This is a genomic window from Hyphobacterium sp. (genome assembly GCF_965217055.1).
Lineage (GTDB): Bacteria > Pseudomonadota > Alphaproteobacteria > Caulobacterales > Maricaulaceae > Hyphobacterium.
Genome location: NZ_OZ244227.1, coordinates 1,777,687 through 1,795,383, shown reverse-complemented (window position 1 = coordinate 1,795,383; position 17,697 = coordinate 1,777,687). Strand labels below are relative to the sequence as shown.

Annotated in this window: 12 protein-coding genes; 4 read left to right on the top strand and 8 right to left on the bottom strand. The window is 62.7% G+C overall.

The window, feature by feature from the left end:
• Positions 1-53 precede the first annotated feature (53 nt).
• Positions 54-1,946, top strand: coding sequence for a sensor histidine kinase (locus ACOOFN_RS09010; protein ID WP_420430816.1), 1,893 nt, complete (start codon positions 54-56; stop codon positions 1,944-1,946).
• On the opposite strand, the gene ACOOFN_RS09005 is transcribed toward ACOOFN_RS09010, so the two are convergent.
• The 4 genes from ACOOFN_RS09005 to ACOOFN_RS08990 all read right to left on the bottom strand — a co-directional run bounded on the left by ACOOFN_RS09005 (position 1,943) and on the right by ACOOFN_RS08990 (position 6,894).
• Positions 1,943-2,854, bottom strand: coding sequence for an acyl-CoA desaturase (locus ACOOFN_RS09005; protein WP_420430815.1), 912 nt, complete (start codon positions 2,852-2,854; stop codon positions 1,943-1,945). The two genes, ACOOFN_RS09010 and ACOOFN_RS09005, sit on opposite strands and share 4 nt — an antisense overlap.
• 137 nt (positions 2,855-2,991) lie before the next feature.
• Complete coding sequence (locus ACOOFN_RS09000) at positions 2,992-4,911, bottom strand: SDR family NAD(P)-dependent oxidoreductase (RefSeq protein WP_420430814.1); 1,920 nt, start codon at positions 4,909-4,911, stop codon at positions 2,992-2,994.
• A gap of 85 nt (positions 4,912-4,996) precedes the next feature.
• The gene (locus ACOOFN_RS08995) at positions 4,997-5,524 is read right to left on the bottom strand and encodes a DsrE family protein (RefSeq protein WP_420430813.1); all 528 of its coding nucleotides are present in this window, start codon (positions 5,522-5,524) and stop codon (positions 4,997-4,999) included.
• Entirely contained in the window at positions 5,521-6,894 is a 1,374-nt protein-coding gene (locus ACOOFN_RS08990) for a spinster family MFS transporter (RefSeq protein ID WP_420430812.1), read from the bottom strand. The genes ACOOFN_RS08995 and ACOOFN_RS08990 overlap by 4 nt, the downstream gene beginning before the upstream one ends.
• Before the next feature lie 319 nt (positions 6,895-7,213).
• Here ACOOFN_RS08990 and ACOOFN_RS08985 point away from each other — a divergent pair, with 319 nt between their 5' ends.
• Both ACOOFN_RS08985 and ACOOFN_RS08980 read left to right on the top strand, forming a co-directional pair.
• On the top strand, positions 7,214-8,920 hold the full coding sequence (locus ACOOFN_RS08985) for an autotransporter assembly complex protein TamA (protein ID WP_420430811.1): 1,707 nt from the start codon (positions 7,214-7,216) through the stop codon (positions 8,918-8,920).
• 65 nt (positions 8,921-8,985) lie between these two features.
• Entirely contained in the window at positions 8,986-12,846 is a 3,861-nt protein-coding gene (locus ACOOFN_RS08980) for a translocation/assembly module TamB domain-containing protein (protein WP_420430810.1), read from the top strand.
• Position 12,847: 1 nt separating this feature from the next.
• On the opposite strand, the gene ACOOFN_RS08975 is transcribed toward ACOOFN_RS08980, so the two are convergent.
• Positions 12,848-14,446: an AMP-binding protein gene (locus ACOOFN_RS08975; protein ID WP_420435049.1), complete on the bottom strand. Its 1,599-nt coding sequence runs from the start codon at positions 14,444-14,446 to the stop codon at positions 12,848-12,850.
• A 96-nt stretch (positions 14,447-14,542) separates the two neighbouring features.
• Here ACOOFN_RS08975 and ACOOFN_RS08970 point away from each other — a divergent pair, with 96 nt between their 5' ends.
• Entirely contained in the window at positions 14,543-15,739 is a 1,197-nt protein-coding gene (locus ACOOFN_RS08970; protein WP_420430809.1) for an acetyl-CoA C-acyltransferase, read from the top strand.
• A 25-nt stretch (positions 15,740-15,764) separates the two neighbouring features.
• Here the strand turns inward: ACOOFN_RS08970 and ACOOFN_RS08965 are convergent, their stop codons facing one another.
• The 3 genes from ACOOFN_RS08965 to ACOOFN_RS08955 form a co-directional block, all read right to left on the bottom strand.
• Positions 15,765-15,920, bottom strand: a complete 156-nt coding sequence (locus ACOOFN_RS08965; RefSeq protein WP_420430808.1) for a hypothetical protein — start codon at positions 15,918-15,920, stop codon at positions 15,765-15,767.
• A gap of 215 nt (positions 15,921-16,135) precedes the next feature.
• Positions 16,136-16,528, bottom strand: coding sequence for a RidA family protein (locus ACOOFN_RS08960; RefSeq protein ID WP_420430807.1), 393 nt, complete (start codon positions 16,526-16,528; stop codon positions 16,136-16,138).
• The gene (locus tag ACOOFN_RS08955) at positions 16,525-17,697 is read right to left on the bottom strand and encodes an acyl-CoA dehydrogenase family protein (RefSeq protein WP_420430806.1); all 1,173 of its coding nucleotides are present in this window, start codon (positions 17,695-17,697) and stop codon (positions 16,525-16,527) included. Before ACOOFN_RS08955 ends, ACOOFN_RS08960 begins: the two co-directional genes overlap by 4 nt.

Below are 17,697 nucleotides of genomic sequence, written 5' to 3'. Positions count from 1 at the left end.
TACGAAACCGTCGGTATTTCCTATGATTCAATTTGATTCGCTGGGGTAGGCAGATGATGGAGCCATCCGCGACAACGGGGCTTAATGCTGCACAGGCGCAGCAATTGTTTCTCGATGCGCTCGAGTCGAGCGGCGATACCGCCTGGCGACTGGATTTTCGTACGGGGCTGGTCGAACTTGCCGGTCGATCCCTCAAGACGATGTTCGGAATCAACGCTGAAATTGCGCGTATTCCGTTGGCCGAATGGAAACAGCGTCTGCATCCGTCGAGCAATCTGCAGTGTGACCAGTTCATCGCGGACCTCCGCGAAAACGGCCATGGCGAAACCGAGCTCACCTTCGTACTCGAAAGCGGCAAGCACATTACCGTGTCGGATCGAGGTCGGGTCATCGAGGCGGACGATGCCGGCGAACCTGTCGTCGCCGCCGGCATCTATTCCGACATCTCGAAACAGAAAGCACTCGAGAATCGGTTTTCTCAATTGGCCGAGTATTTCGATGTCGCCATGGAGGCCGCCGACCTGGCGACTTGGCGATGGAATTTCACGACCAACACGGCCTGGTTGGATGGCCCGCTGATCCGGCATGTTGCCGTAGGGGATATTGGTGGCGAGATCACCGGCGCCGAATGGTGTTCATTCGTTCACCGGGACGATCTCAAAGAGGTGCTGAAGCAGACCGGCGAGATGGCGGAAGGCAAACGCGCCTCCGTCGACCTGATGTACCGTCTGCGGGACACGGACGGGAACTGGCGCTGGCTGCAGTCCTTTGGACGGGTAACCAAGTCAGGCACGGATGGCAAAGCGCTGTTTGCAACCGGCATCCTGAAAGACGAGACCGAGAATGTCCGCCTGCGCAAGCAGCTGGAATCATCCAAGAATTACTTCGAGATCATATTGCGCAACACGCCGGCCCTGTTTCATCAGACGGATGATCGCGGCATCCTCCAGGATGTCAGCGATCACTGGCTGCGCTTCATGGGTTATGAACGTGACGAGGTCATCGGCCGGCCATCGGTCGACTTTCTCACAGAGGAATCGCGCATCTATGCGCTGACGCATGCACTGCCCGAATTCTTTGAGACCGGTCACATTCGCAATGTCGCCTATCAGTTCCGCAAGAAGAATGGTGAGATTTTCGACGCCCTGGTCAGCGCGCATCTCAGCGTCAATCCCGACACTGGCGAGAAGCGCGCATTCGCGGTCATATCCGACGTCACCCAGCTAAGGCGTGCCTATCGAGATCTCCAACGGTCCAATCGGGAGCTGGACCGTTTCGCCACTGTCGCATCGCATGACCTGCAGGAACCGCTGCGCAAGATCCGCGCTTTTGCGACGATGTTGAAGACGCGCTACAGCGGCAGCCTCGACAGTGATGGCCAGTCCTGCCTCGAATTTCTTACCGATGCAGCCGGCCGGATGCAGGAGCTGATCGACAGATTGCTGGAGTACTCGCAGCTGGAAGTCCGCCCGCTGCGCTCGACGAAGATCTCTCTGTCGGAGGCTCTCGGCGAGATACGCAAGCGCCTGGCTGATGCCATTGCCAAGTCCGGTGCGCGGATCGCGTTGAAGGGCCAGGACGTAATCCACGCAGACAAGTTTCTGCTGGAGCAGATTCTGCAGAATCTGATTTCGAACGCCATCAAGTATCGCTCCGTCAAGGCTCCGCGCATCACCATCGACCTGTCGGCCGACGAAAGCGGTTTTTCGTTGAACGTGACGGATAACGGGATCGGGTTCGATCCGAAATTCGCAGAACAGGTGTTCGAGCCGTTCCGGCGGCTTCACCCTCGTGGCGAGTTCGGGGGTGCCGGTATCGGTCTCGCCATCGTCCGTCAGGCGGTTGAACGGCAAAACGGCCGGATCTTCGTCGAGACCCGGCCGGGTGAAGGCACAACGTTTTCAATTTCCCTGCCGCGGGTTGAAGCGGCCCGGAGTGTCGCCTAGCTCCGAACAGGGACCGGTGCAGGCAGGAATTGCGGTGCAATCTTCAGGTCTTTGACCAGCTTCAGCTTGTTGAGCACAAGCAGCGCCGTGCCATTGTAGTCCACAATCCGGTTCCAGATGCCGCGCTTCGGAAGATGAAGCGCGCTGCGCGGGAAGTCGTGATGATGTCCATGCAGGGCTTCACCGCCGGTCAGGAAGGCGAGCAGGTAATCGGCCCAACGCGGCGTCTTGAGGTGACCGAACACATTTACGCCCAGCGTGGTCGCGTGAAACTGGATACCCCGCCCGATGACCAGGCAGGCATGCAGAATGGCGATCAGCACAATTGGCGCGCCCAGCATCCATGCGATGGCGTAAGCGATCAACGGGAGCACAAGGTGTACGCCCAGATAGAGCAGGATGAAATGCCGGTCGTGGAACATCACGGCCTTGTGGCGCTGCAGCCAGCGCGCAGTTGGCCGCTCGAGATCGGCTTCGTCGCGCCATAGCAGCCATCCTACCCAAGCCCACAGCTTGCTCTCGTGCGGATTGTGCGGATCGCCGGCGCGGTCCGACCAGTGATGGTGTTGGGTGTGATAGTTGACCCAGTCCTTGACCCGGCCCTGCATGGCGATCACGCAATTGATCACGACCATGACTTGCGCCGGTGCCGTCAGCTGGCCCGCGCGGTGTTGCCAGATCCGGTGCAACGGTCCGATTCCCATGTTGCACACAAAAATCGCGAAGACGATAGCGGCAACAGCCAGCGGGGCGTACCACCAGTGAAGGCTTACACTTTCCAGTGCCAGTCCGGCCACGATAGCGGTCAGAAGTGCAAGCACGCCGAGCGCCGGATAGATGAGGGCGGAAAACACGCTTGGCCAGTCCAGCGTTTTCCATGATTTCAGGATCGCTTCGGAGCGGGCCATGATGGAATGGTCAGGGGTCATATACTTTACCTTGATGCAACGGCTTCGAGCCGAGCCCGATGCCTCTTGATGTCACGAATCAGGATTTGCGACTTTTGCCAGCTTTGGCAAGTGATCATGAAACGTCCGTGAACGCATCAATTGGCAATTTTGCGACCAATGCGTGTAATCGTAGCAGATTCAACGCTACGAATTGATCTGACATCGGAATGAATGCGGTCGGAAAGCTCGACGGCGCTTTTGTCCTTTGAGAACTGCACCAGCGCTTTCACATCCGCGATCGTATAGCGGCTGTTCGGGTTCGGTTTGAGTTTTTGCAGTCCGTCGAGCGTCGACAGCAGTGTCTCGCCTTCATCGACCAGCGCTTCACGCAGTTTCTCTCCAGGACGCAATCCGATGATTTCGATTTCGACCTCGGATTCCTTTCCGGCCGGCGCGCAAAGCTCGATAAGCCGCTGGGCCATGTCGAGAATTTTGACCGGTTCGCCCATGTCGAGAACGTACACGGCCGGTTCGCCGCCATTGCGCGCGGCTTCGATCGTTGCATGGAGTACCAGTTGAACCGCTTCCGGCACCGTCATGAAGAAGCGTTCCATGTCCGGATGTGTGATCGTCACCGGTCCGCCCGACTCGATCTGCGACCGCAGGATTGGCACGACGGATCCGTTCGAGCCCAGCACATTTCCGAAGCGCACGACGCCGAACCGCGTCGCACCGTCAGCCTCGTCGGCCATTCTGTGAATTACCGCTTCGGCAAGCCGCTTCGCGGCGCCCATGATGTTGACCGGTTCGACCGCCTTGTCGGTGGAAATCAGCACCATTTGCGACACACCGAATTCGCGTGCGGCCTGGGCCACATTGGCGGTCCCGAGAACATTGGTTTCCACGGCCTGTTTCGGATGGTCTTCCATCAGCGAGACATGCTTCAGCGCCGCGGCGTGGAAGATCACGTCCGGCCGCGTCGCCTTGATCACTTCGCGAACCGCCTTGCCGTCGCGGATATCGCGCAGCAGCGCCCGGCGTTTGACCGAGGTAAAACGCTCGGAGACCTCACGGTCGATATCGAAAAGCGGGGTTTCGGCGAGGTCCAGCATGACCAGTTCCGAACAGCCGAGGGCCGCCGCCTGGCGGCAGAGCTCGGACCCGATCGTGCCGCCGGCGCCGGTGACCATCACGCGGCGGTTGCGAAACCCGCTGCGCAGGGGTTCGAGCGGCAGATTGACGGGCGAACGCGACAGGAGATCCTCGAGCCGCAGCTTGCGCAGCCGGAACCGCCGGTGATCGCTTTCCGACAATTCGGCAGTGCGCGGCAATGTGAGGATACGGAAATCGCGCTTCCGCAAGCGTGCGATTGCCCCGGGATCGATGCCAGTCATCAGGGCGGGCGGCGTCGAGAACACCAGGGCCAGGTCTGAGCCGGAACCATCCGTCTGTGCGTCCACGATCGATTCCAGGACTTTCGTGCTGCCGAGCACCCGGACGCCGCGAATGCCCTGTCCGCGCATTCCGTCGTCATCAAGCACGATGCCTGCCGGAATGTAGCCGAAATCGGGCCGGTCGATGACCTCCCGCAGCGTATTGTCGACATCATTGGGCGAGCCGATGAGCAGCATGCGCGGCTGGCCCTCGTCCACATCCTTCACCGGAAGTGGCAGCAGCAATTCGGCAAGCCGCTGCTCGCGCACCGCCCGCACGGCGGTCCGGACCAGCATCATCCCGCCTGTCGCGAGCATCCAGGTAAAACCGTAAAACTCCCCCGGCCCCATCGCGGAACGGAAAAGCAGATAGTCGAACAATGCCAGTCCGAGCGTTGCAAACAGCGCGACCTGGACGATCCGGAGCAAGTCCGGCGGCGAGACATAGCGCCAGGAATGGCGGTAGACGCGCGCCGGCAATTGCACGGCCACAATCAGAACAGCAAAGACAGCCGCATTGAGCATCCATGCGCTGGATCCACCGGGTGGCCAGCCATTGGAAGATGCGAGAAACCAGCCACCAGTGAACGCTCCCAATGCAATCAGGACGTCAATCAGCAACTTGGTCGAAATGGTCAGCAAGAGGCCCCCCTGGCTCTGACTGTCTACATGAATAACGCGGCTTATACGTCTATCAGTCCCATGATGTACGACATTTTGCAGTGCATCAGAAGGGGTTAAGCGTAAAGCCGCTTTGCTGGAGTTGCGCGTGAGCTGTCATCGCAGACAGGCTCATGACCACACCCGGCAACAGATCATCGGTTGTCACTCCGTAATAGGCAGCCGACTGGCCGCAGACATAAATCCCGACATTGTGCTGCAGCAAATCCGCGATCAGCGCCTCATTGATGTTGTTCTCGCCCGGTGCCGGCTGCGCAACATCGGAGACGGCACCACCATGTACCACCACCGCGACGTGCAGCTGTGCGGGATCGATACCGGCGCGGGCATGCATGTTGAGAAAACGCGCCGCTGAGACGAGCGTGCGGTTCAACTGGTCGGCTTCTGCCGCCGACGCCGTATCGAAAGCCACGCGGAACACGGAATCCGGCGGCAAGACTGCAGCGCCGGGCACATCCGCAACCGGTCCATAGGCTTCAATGACCGGGCCGGTTGAGAAATCGGATGGCAGGTCCTGGCCGGCAGCGATGGCCGGCAGCAGCGCCAGGAACACGATCAGAAATGTCAGTCTCATTTGGCCGCCTCCCAGTCCTTGTCGATGGACCGCCCTGCCAACAGGAACAGCGCAGCGGACGGGATGATCATCGCGGCGATCGCCAGGATCGCGATCCGCAGGGCGCCGTCACCATAGGTCGAGGCAAGGAAATCGCTGAGCGCGCCGACCGCTGGCGGTCCGAATCCGAGTCCGATGATGTTTATGATCAGTAGCAGAACCGCCGGCGCCATGGCGCGCATGGCCGGCTTGACGAGATTTTGCGCCACCGCCCAGACCGGCCCGTACCACATCGAGCCGAGCGCACTCGCGATGCCGAGCAACAGGAATGCCAGGGCGTTCGGCGGAATTAACAATGAGACGAAATAGATGGGCAGGGCGAGCAATAACGCCAGGCCGGGGATCACGACATAGGCGCTTAGCCGCCTGGCCGAGAAACGGTCGGTCAGATAGCCGCCCAGCAGCGTCCCGATGAAACCGCCACCACCAATGACGAAGGAATACGGTATCGCCGCATCCGCCAGCGCATCCTGGGGTGCCACACCGGCCGCCAGCGAGATCCGGACGAAATAACTCAGCAACCAGGGAAAGAGGCCGTAGCCGACGAGCGAGGCGATGGCAGCGGCAAACGCCACGAACCAGAAGGACGGCTTGCTCGCCAGGGCTTTGACAACCTCGTTCAGCGTCGCCCCTCTGCGTTCGCCGGGCTTCACGCCATCGAACCGGCCGCGCGGCGGTTCCTTGACCGTCAGCTTGACGATAATGGCGAGAATGACGCCCGGAATACCGACAATCAGGAACGGGACGCGCCAGGCATCACCGGCACCGATCGCTGCCAGCCAGTCAGGCGCGCCGTTGACGCTGTAATAGTCGGCAACCCAGCGATAGACGATGGCGGTCATCAGGATGCCGAGGACCGAACCGATCGGAATGCCCAGCGAATACACCGACAGCGCACTGCCGCGTTTGCGCGGCGTGACATAATCGGAGATCAGGGAATGGGCGGGCGGCGAACAACCGGCTTCGCCGATTCCGACGCCGACACGCATCAGGAACAGCATTAGATAGGAATTGACCAGTCCGAACAGGGCGGTGAATCCGCTCCAGATGGCCAGCGAAATCGAAATGATGGACACGCGGTTCCAGCGATCCGCCAGAAAGGCGATGGGGATGCCGAGCGTCGCATACAGGAAGGCAAAGGCGGGGCCGGTCAAAAGACCGAGCTGCAGATCCGACAGATCGAAGAACGCCTTGATCGGTTCCTGCATCACCGCAACGATCTGGCGATCGATGAAATTGAAAGTGTAGACGACGAACAGCGTCAACACGACATACTGGCTGTATCCGCCCGACGACTCCTCGACCGGGCTAACCGCCGCCTGATCGGTCATGTGTTTTCCCCCTCGTCCGCCTTTTCGGCGTTTTCTGATGCCACCTTAGAGCAAGCAGCCGTGCTGGCAATCTGGGCCCGTTTACTGGCGGATGCAGTGAGCCAGGCAGTCGAGGCAAGTCGCGCGCCGTCTGACGCCATTTCTGGGCGCACACGAGGCGCAGAACAGGGCCGGGAGGGCCGGATTTACCGGCGTGCGTTTGCGCAGTCCAGGGGCTAACAAAATCCCGCCACATACACTCTATATTGGCCCGCACGGCTGGAATCCGGCATGCTGCCGGAACACCGTTCGCGCTTGAACCAGCCGATTGAGGCAATGCATGACCCGTTGGGTGTTGATTCTGCTGTTTCTGGGCACTTCTGCGGCCTGGAGCGACGTACCGCTGGCGCGTTTGCACGGGCTTGACAATGCGCAGCTGGAATCCGGCCTTCGCGATATTCTCGGAAACTCTTCGGCTGAAACGGGCGACGAGATCGCCATGCGCCGGGATTTGCGGACGGCGCGCGATCGTGCGCTGCGCTATCTGCGGGCCCAAGGCTTCTATGCGGTCACCATAGAGGCTGAGATCGGTGGGGACGGCCGTCCCGAACTCGAGATAGCAACCGGCCCTCGTTTCTCGTTCGGAACGGTTGCGACCGAGGCAATCGATCCTCAGGCCCGCGCAGTCGCTGCGGCCGCGATAGGTGAACTCGAAGGTGAAGATCTGACCGCTCAAATCGTCCTTGACGCCGAGGCGCGCGGTCTTGCTGCGTTGCGCAATAATGGTTGGCCCGAAGCTGACAGCGGGGCCCGGCAGGTGATCGTCGACCATGCGCGGGCAGCTGGCGATGTCACATTCCGCTATTTGCCCGGTGCTTTCACGCGGTTTGGTGGCGTTGTGCTGCAGTCGGATGGTTGGCGGGACACCTTCATCCAGCGACTCGCGGGTCTCGATGCCGGAGAACCGGCCCGGGCAGAAACCGTGGAACTTTATCGGCAACGGCTCGACGGATTGTCCAGCGTTGCCAACTCGGAGGTCCGATTCGGCCTTGCCGAAGACGGCACGCGTCCCTTGTTCGTTACCCTCGAAGCCGCGCCGAAACACGCGATTGAAGCCACGCTGAGCCTGTCGACGGCTGACGGCGCCGGCGTCAGCACCGCCTGGTCGCGTCGCAATCTTTATGGTGGCGACGAAACACTGACCCTCACTGCCGAGATCGCCACGCTTTCCCAATCGCTGACGGCAGACCTGTCCTTCCCCTACTGGCGCCGGCTCGACCAGCGAATGGAATTGGGCGCTGGCCTGAAATCAGAGGACACTGACGCTTACCAGCAGGACGAAATCAACGCCTCCATCGACGTCTATCGTAAACTCGAGGATGATCTCGATCTCCGGCTCGGGGCGATCTACGATTTCTCTCGTGTCACCGATGCAACGGGAGAACGTGACATCCATTCGCTGCGTTTCAACTCGGCCCTCGCGCTGGACCAGCGCGACGATCCGCTCGACCCGAGATCCGGCGTGCATGCCGCCATCCTGCTCAATCCGGGCGTCAGCTTCGGCGACGCCGAAGCGACCTATCTGCAGGCCGAGGCACGGGCCAGCACCTATTATTCCTTCAATGAACACCTGACGGCTGCTGCGCGCGCGCGCATCGGTACAATCATCGGCGCCAGCGCGACCGACCTGCCTGCGGACCAGCGTTTCTATGCTGGCGGCGGCGGTTCTGCACGCGGTTTTGAGTATCAGTCGCTTTCCCCGGTCGGGTCGGACGGTGCGCCGTTTGGCGGGCTCTCGGTCACCGAGCTTAATGCCGAACTGCGCTGGCGCGGCGAAGGTCGCTGGGGCGCCGTTGCCTTTGTCGACACCGCATTTGCCGGCGCCAATCGTTCGCCCGATTTCGATGACTTGCGCACCGGGTTCGGCATCGGCCTGCGCTATTATTTCGACTTTGCCCCGGTCCGTCTCGACCTGGCAACGCCACTGGATCGGCGCTCGGGCGAGGACCCGTTGCATGTCTATATCAGCATCGGGCAGGCCTTTTGATCCTTGCACAACGCCCTCTCCTGCGCCGCTGGCTCATCCGCGCCGCCAGTGCGGCTGGCGGTCTGTTGATCGCAAGCCTTCTGGTGTTGTGGGCGGCAACCGGTCCGATCGGGCGCTGGACGGTAATGCAGCTCGCCGACGAACGGGCCGTGGCGCGGGGTCTTGTCCTCGATCTGGAAGGGCTGTCCGGCAATGTGCTGGCACGCCCGCGCCTTGACCGCCTTGGCGTGCGCGATGGCGACGGCGAGTTTCTTTATATCGAAGACGTGTCTATCGAATGGAATGCGTTGGCTTTCCTGACCGGCCGGGTCGACATTCAAAACCTTGTCGCCGCGCACATCGACATGGACCGCCGCCCGTCTCTTGTGGCCGCGGCCTCGGCCGGCGGCAGCCTTCCCGCTATCAGGATATCGCGTCTCAACGTCGAAACCCTGCGCCTGGGCAGGTCTGTGCTCGGCACCGAGAGTGTCTTCGCCCTGTCCGGCGAAGCCCGGCTTCGGGACAATGGTGCCCTATCGATCGAGGCACGGCGCATTGATGTGATCGGCGATCGTCTTCTGGCCGATTTCACCTGGCAGGCAGGGGGCGATATCGAAGGCGACTTCGAGGCCGAACTCGCGGCTGACAGCCCGCTGGCCGGGCTTGCCGGATTGTCAGGTGTCGCAACATCGGTGACCGGTCGTCTGCAAGGCGGAGCTGACCGCGGATCCGGCGAGGCCGCCGTGATGCTTGCCGACCAGACCGTCAGCGAGATCGAAATCGGCTGGCAGGACAATCGCTGGTCTCTGGATGCCTATACCGATGCCTCCCGGTTCCCGGCCCGTCTGGAAACACCCTTCGATGCCTCTTCCACCGCCCGGCTCGCCGGATCGCTGTCACCCCTCAGGCTCGGTTCCGCCAACCTCGACGGGCGGGACTGGCAGATCGAGTTGCGGCCCACCGGCGCCCGCCAGTTCGACGCCAGCCTCACCTTGTCCCGCGAGTTTCTCGCCATTCTGACACCTGAGCGCCTAAGGCTTGGGCAATTGCGCTGGGATGGCGAGATCGATTTGCGTGCCGGCATGACCGCGGACGGAATCGTTGAACTATCCGGTCTCGAAGCCCCAGGCCTCGTTATCGAAGCGGCCGGTGGCGGCCTCACGGTCGCGCGGCGCGATGGCGCCACAACGCTGAATGCAGAGCTCACCGCTACATCCATCGACGTCCCGGATGCATCGTCTGTGCCGCACATGCCGTGGAGTGGCCTGACCCTGGAAGCGCGTCACGCTGGCGGGATCATCGACATACCGGTGTTTTCACTGTCTTCCGACCTCGGCAATCTCACCGCCGAACTCGCCATCGCGACCGCTGATTGGACCGCCTCCGGCGAGGCCGAGGTTTCGATCGCGGAGATCGCGCGCTTCACCGATCGCGCCGCCGGACCGTTCTCTACCAGAGTCGACATTGCGGGTCTGTCGCCGGAAGCGACCAGGCTGACTGTCCGAGCCAATGGCAGCAATCTTGTCTGGAGCGATCCGGCACTTCGTCCGCTCCTCGCCGAAGCCACCCTGACCGGCGAATTCACTACCGATTACATCAATTGGCGGGCTTCGGGGTTACGGCTGCGGGGCAACGGTGTGCTCGCAACCGGCAGCATCTCCGGCGAGCATGCGAGCTGGCAGGCCGCACTCGATGCTGCGATCACAGGTGATCTCGACATCGGCCAGGCCAGCATGCAGGGCGGCGCCGCATTGGCACTCGAAGCCTCCGGTGAAGGCCGCAGGGTGGACGCAACCCTCGTGGTGTCCACGGAGCAGCTGCGCCTCGCTGGCCAGACCCTGGAAGCGCCCCGGCTGGGCCTGGAACTCGAGACCGGGCAGCAAATCCAGACGGCTGGCTGGCAATTCGAGGCTGGTACGCGTCTGGGCCAGCTGGTCGCGCGCGGCTCGGCCGAACGCGCCAGCGAGAGCCTGCATGTCAACATTGCCGAAGCTGCCATTGGACCGCGCGCCTTTACCGGCGAAACTGTCATCGAGAACGGCGATATCACGGCCCGCCTCGACGGCACGGATTGGCCGCTGGGCGATGGCGACATTTCGCAAGTGGCCGCGACGGCCCGTCGCGCGTCCGGGGCGTGGACGTTCGGTACGGATCTGACGGGTGCATTCAGGGAGCCTTTCGCGGTCTCCGCAACGGCCAGCTTCGCGGGAAGAGAACTGACCGCTGAAATGACAGGACAATGGGCGGACACGCCGATCCGGACGCGTGAACCGGTCACCTACCGGTTTGCAGCGGACGGCCGCGGCGTTCTGGCGCGATTCCGGGTGGGAACCGGGCGCGCCAATCTGCGCTGGACCGAAGACCGGCAGTTCAGGGTCCAGCTTGAGGATCTGCCTGCAGACCTGCTGGTCGCGCCGCTGGAATTGCCGGACCTGACCGGCCGCCTGGACGCGGAAATCACATTGCGCGAACGCCAGGGATTGTGGAGCGGCGAGGCCAGCGCTGCCGCAACGCAATTGCGCCTGCGCCGGTTTGCGACCGCTCCGCCGTTATCGCTCGCCATGCAGGCAAGCCTCTCCGACACGCTCGATGCCCAGATCGAATTGTCGGGCGAAGATCTGACCGGCACGATGCAGCTGCAGCGCCGTGGCGGGCCGGTTTCCGGCCTCGGTGAACTGCGCGCCGATGCGCCCCTGTCCGGAACGGTGACGCTGTCGGGCCCTGTTGAACCGTTGCTGACACTCATCCTGCCGGAGACCCGCCAGCTTGCCGGACAGTTGAGTGCCAATCTTGTTCTTGACGGAAGTGTCTACCGGCCGCAGCTGGAAGGCGAGGTCCGGTTCGAGAACGGGCGGTATGTATCCGAGGATGTGGGCGTCAACATCGAGACCATTGACGGTGTGGCGCGTTTCGATGACGGCCGGTTGCGGATCGAATCCTTTTCCGCGCGCGACCCGTCAGGCGGGACGCTGACTGCCAACGGCGAAGCCTTCCGTGGCGAGAATGGCTGGGAGGCGGACAGCCGGATCGAGTTCACCCGCTTCAATGCTGTGCGCCGGCCCGATCTGAATGTCATCGTCAGCGGCCATTCCGATGTCACGCTGGCCACGGACGGCGTCACCATTGCCGGCGAAGCGGAACTGAACCGCGTCGATGCGCGCCCGCCGGAAGCCAGCGCGCCTTCTTTCGCCGAGATCGAGGTCACCGAGATTAACCGGCCCGACGGCCGCAATGGCAACGGCCGGGACCGATTGCCGGTCCGTCTCGATTATCGTGTCAGCGCCGACGACAGCATCTTCATTTCGGGCGATCCTTTTTCGTCCGAATGGCGCGGCGAATGGCAGGTCGGCGGCAGCCCCTCAGATCTCGAGATCAACGGCACGGCCGAGCTGATCAGCGGTCGTGCCTTCCTGCTGAACCGGTCCTTCCGCCTTGAACGCGGGCGCGTCGTCCTCGCAGGCCCTGTGCGGTCCGCCTCGCTCGATCTCACGGCGGTCCACTCGCGCGAAAGCCTGACCGTCAATGCGCGCATCAAGGGGCCGATTTCGGCACCCGCGCTAAGCCTTAGCAGCGATCCGACCCTGCCGGAGGACGAAATCCTGGCGCGGCTCCTTTTCGACCGGAATGCCGGACAGCTAAGCGCCCTGCAGACCGCGACCATCGCCGCCCAATTGTCGGGACAATCGATTTTCGGGCTGGTGGGCGGACTGCGCCGTGCCGCCGGCCTCGACCGGCTCGACTTCGATACGACCGGCGATGGCGAGTTCGTGGTCACCGGTGGCCAGCGCATCAGCGACGACGTTTATCTCGAGCTCGAAAGCCGTGGCGCCGCCCTGTCCTCGGCCCGCCTCGAATGGACGTTGCGGCCGGATTTCACCCTGCTGTCGCGATTGACCGGTGACACCGAAGGATCGGTCGCGTTGCGCTGGCGGACGGAATACGACTAGCTTACGACCGCAGCCGGAACCGCTGGATCTTGCCAGTCTGTGTCTTTGGCAACGCTTCGGTGAAATGGATCGCACGGGGATATTTGTAGGGCGCGATCGTCAGCTTGACGAAATCCTGCAATTCCTTCGCCATTTCTTCCCCCGCCAGCAAGGGCTGTTTGAGGACGACATGGGCGGCGACAATGGTCCCGCGCTCCTCGCATGGCTGACCGACGACGGCGCATTCCGCGACGGCATCATGCAGCAAAAGCGCCTGTTCCACTTCCGGCCCGGCAATATTATAGCCCGATGCCACGATCAGATCGTCGGCGCGGCTGACATACCAGAAATACCCGTCCGGATCGCGCCGATAGAGATCGCCGGTGATGTTCCAGCCGTTTTTCACATAGATTTTCTGGCGTTCGTCGGAGAGATAGAGACAACCGGTCGGACCCCGCACGGCCAGCTTTCCGATCTCGCCATCCGGCACTGGATTGCCGTCCTCGCCAATCACTTTCGCATCATAGCCCGGCACGGCATGGCCGGTCGCGCCCGGACGGATATTCCAGCCAGCCGCCGAGATGAAGATGTGAATCATCTCCGTGGCACCGATGCCGTCAACAAGATCGATCCCGGTCGCTTCCTTCCAGGCGCGCCAGCTCGCTTCCGGCAAGTGTTCACCGGCTGAGACCCCGCCTTTCAGCGAGGTCAGATCATAGGCGGTCTTCAGTCCGATAAGCGCGCGATATCCGGTGGGTGCGGTAAATGTGTGCGTGACCCGAAAAGCCTGAATCGCTTCACACAGCGCCTCGAAGCCCGGCTTCGAGGGCAGCGCCACGGCGATCCCCGCCCGCGCCGGGAACACGACGAACGCGCCGAGCCCGAAAGTGAAGGCGAAGGGCGGCGTGCCGGCATAGATGTCGCCGGGCTGCGGATCGAGCATGGCGCCGAACGTGTCCGCCATCGCCAGAACGGAACGGTGGAAATGTGCGCACGCCTTCGGCTCACCGGTGGTACCTGACGTGAAAGCCAGCAAGGCGATATCGTCCGCCGCCGTGTCGCATGCGGTAAATTCTGTCGGCTTGCCGGCCATGAGTTGGCAGATTTCCGCGTCCTGCCCGAGCAAGGCTATGCGTTCCAGCCCGCTGCCGGCCGCCATCGATTTTTCCACGGCCTCCTTGAGCGCCGGGACACACAGGGCCAGCCGGATTTTCGCCTTGCCGACAATCGTGGTTATTTCCGGTTCGCGCAGGAGCGGCATCGTCATCACCGCGATGCCGCCGGCCTTCAGGCAGCCATACCAGGCGATCATCAGCTCGACGCTGTTGCCGCCATGAATCAGCACGCGCCCCCCGGTCACCAGGCCGAGATCGTCGGTCAGCACATGCGCCATCCGGTTCGCTTCCGCATTGAGCTCGGCATAGGTCAGGGTGCGGGCCGCGGAATAGACAGCGACCCGGTCACCCCAGCCCTTCTCGATCGCACCGTCGAGCAGCGCGGCGGCGGCATTCAGTCTTTCCGGATACTGGACAGAGGGAATTTCGAACCGGAAATCCGGCCAGGCGCTCTCTTCAGGCAAGCTGTCGCGCGCGAAACCATCCGCATAGCCTGACGGCGTCATCGGCATGGCCTTGTCTCCCCTTCTGCCGCGCGGACCGTTAGTCTGACCGCTGAATCGCCGCGCGGTTCGTGAGTGTATTGTGCATGAGGGGTCACCATGACGGAAGCTTTTCTCTACACCGGGCTGCGCACCCCGATCGGAAAATATGCCGGCGCCCTGTCATCGGTCCGCGCTGACGATCTGGCAGCGATCCCGATCAGGGCCCTGACCGACAGGCATGACGGGCTGGGAGAGATCACCGAGGAAGTCGTGCTCGGCTGTGCCAACCAGGCCGGCGAGGACAATCGCAACGTCGCGCGCATGGCCGTCTTGCTGTCCTCGCTCGGCGAAAGTGTGCCCGGCGTCACCGTCAACCGGCTTTGCGCCAGCGGACTGGAAGCTGTCGCACAGGCGGCCTTCCGTATCCGGAGCGGGGGGCTCGTCTGCGCGATCGCAGGCGGGATTGAAAGCATGTCACGCGCGCCCTTCGTCATGGCCAAGGCGGAGGCCGGTTTCTCGCGCAATGCCAGGCTCGAGGACACGACGATCGGCTGGCGCTTCGTCAATCCGGAGATCGAGCGGGTCTACGGCGTCGAGAGTATGGGCGAGACGGCCGAAATCCTCGCTGATGAGCACGGCATCTCGCGAGATGACCAGGACGCCTTCGCGGTGCGGTCCCAACAAAAGGCCGGCGCAGCGCGAGATCTCTGGTCAGCGCAGATCACGCCGGTCACAATCCCCCAGCGCAGGGGCGAAGCGTTGGTCGTGGACACGGATGAGCACTCCCGCCCGGATGTGACAACCGACAAGCTTGCCAAACTGCCCGCCGCCTTCCGCAAGGGTGGCAGCGTCACCGCCGGGAATGCGTCTGGCGTCAATGACGGCGCGGCGGCACTGGTGATCGGCGACGAGACGGCCGGCCAGGCGCTTGGCCTCGATCCGATCGCCCGCATCGCCAGCTATGCCACAGCCGGCGTCCCGCCGCGGACCATGGGTATCGGCCCGGTGCCCGCGAGCGCGAAAGCGCTCGCCCTCGCAGGTCTCACGCTCGCCGATACGGACGTCATCGAGCTCAACGAGGCGTTCGCCGCCCAGGTGCTGACCTGCACTCGCAGCTGGGGCCTGCCTGACGACGATCCGCGATTGAACGCCTGGGGCGGCGCGATCGCGCTCGGACACCCACTCGGCATGAGCGGCGCTCGCCTTGCCCTCACCGCCGCACAGCGGCTTCAGTCCGAAGGCGGAAACCACGCCCTGGTTACGCTGTGTGTCGGTGTCGGCCAGGGCGCGGCGATGGTGCTGGAACGGGTCTAGGGTCAGATCCGGAGCATCAAATTCGTCATCCCGGGGCGAGCGGGGAGAGATCGCAGACAAAGCCTTTCATGCCTTGCCGGGATTTTTTCAGCGCCGGGTTTTTCAGGTCAAGGGCGCGAATGCGCCGCTTCGCGGTTTCACCCTTGAGCTGAAAAACCCGGCGCGAAAGATTGGCCAGCATGGCGTGTAAGCCGAAGTCAGCCTTGGGCGTTTGGCCACCGATAAGTCCGGGGGAAAGTCGTCATCCCTGCGAAAGCAGGGACCCAGAGCACCGGTGACGCGGCCAATCCAAGCGCGCAATCTGCGCAGCGACGAAGCGGGCGGCTGTTTGGCTCAGGGCGTGCCTAAATAAAAGACGCAACGGGGTCCCCGCTTTCGCGGGGATGACGTGAGCGTTTATTCTGGCACCACCGCCGTCGTCTCGATTTCCACCAGGGCGCGCTCTTCGATCAGCCCGGCGACGATCACGAACGCCATGGCCGGATAGTTCTTCCCCATCAGCGCCTTCCAGATGGCGCCCAGCCGGGGCTCCGCATCGAGATAGGCTTGCCGGTCGCTGATATAGCCGGTCATGCGCACGATGTGTTCCGGCCCGGCGCCGGCCTCGTGCAAGACCATCAGCGTATTGCGTAAGACCTGTTCGAACTGGTCGGCGAAATCGTCCGACACGATGGTCTCGGTCTCGTCCCAGCCGATCTGCCCGGCAATAAAGATTTGCCGCCCGGCTGCCTCGATCCCGTTGGAATAGCCTTTCGGGCGGGGCCAGTTTGCAGGTTGCAGCACCTTCATGATCGGTCCTCCGACAGGATATGGCGGGCAATGATCAGCTTCTGCACTTCCGACGCGCCTTCATAGATGCGCAGCGCCCGGATTTCCCGGTAAAGCGCTTCTGGCACCGAGCCCTTCGTCACGCCCAGTCCGCCGAAGATCTGCACCGCCTTGTCGATCGTCGCTTGCGCGGTTTCGGTCGCAAAGTATTTCGCCATCGCCGCTTCGCGGGAAACGCGGCCCGCGCCGGTGTCCTTGGTCCAGGCCGCGCGGTAGATGAGCAGCGCCGCTGCGTCGATATCGATCGCCATCTCGGCGAGTTGCGATTGCAGGACAGGCATGTCGGCCAGCGTCGCCCCGAACAATTCCCGCGATTGTGCGCGATAGCGGGCTTCATCAAGGGCCCGGCGGGCAAAACCCAGCGAGGCCGCCGCGACCGTCGAACGAAACACGTCCAGCGTCGCCATCGCATATTTGAAGCCGGCATTTTCCTCGCCGATCAGGGCCGAGACCGGAACACGGCAATCCTCGAATGTCAGCCGCGCGAGCGGGTGCGGTGCGATCACCTCGATGCGTTCGGCGATGGCCAGCCCCGGCGTATCCGCCGGGACAAGAAAAGCGGAAATGCCGCGCGCGCCCGCTTCGCCGGTGCGGGCAAAAACCGTGTAGAAACCGGCAATCCCGCCATTCGAGATGTAGGTTTTCTCGCCATCGAGGATGTAGTCATTGCCATCGCGCCGCGCCGTCATGGCGAGCGAGGCGACGTCCGATCCCGCTTCCGGCTCTGTCAGCGCGAAAGCAGCCAGCACCTCTCCCGTAGCCACTTTCGGCAGCCATTCAGCTTTCTGGTCATCGGATCCGAACAGCGACAGCGTGCCGGAACCCAGCCCCTGCATGGCGAAGACGAAATCGGCCAGACCGGAATGATAACCCAGCGTTTCACGCATCAGGCAGAGCGAGCGGACATCCAGCGTCTCGCTCGCGCCGCCGAACGCTGCGGGCACGCAATGCGTCAGCCAGCCTGCCTCGCCCATTCGCTGCGCCAATGCCCGGCAGTCCGCATCGATATCACCGTGTTCCGCGAAACCGTCCGCGCCAATCTCCGCGGCGCACCAATCGTGCGCATCAGCAACGAGCGCACGATGCCGGTCAGCAAAGAAGGGCCATTCCCGGAAGGTCGTGTCGGCCAT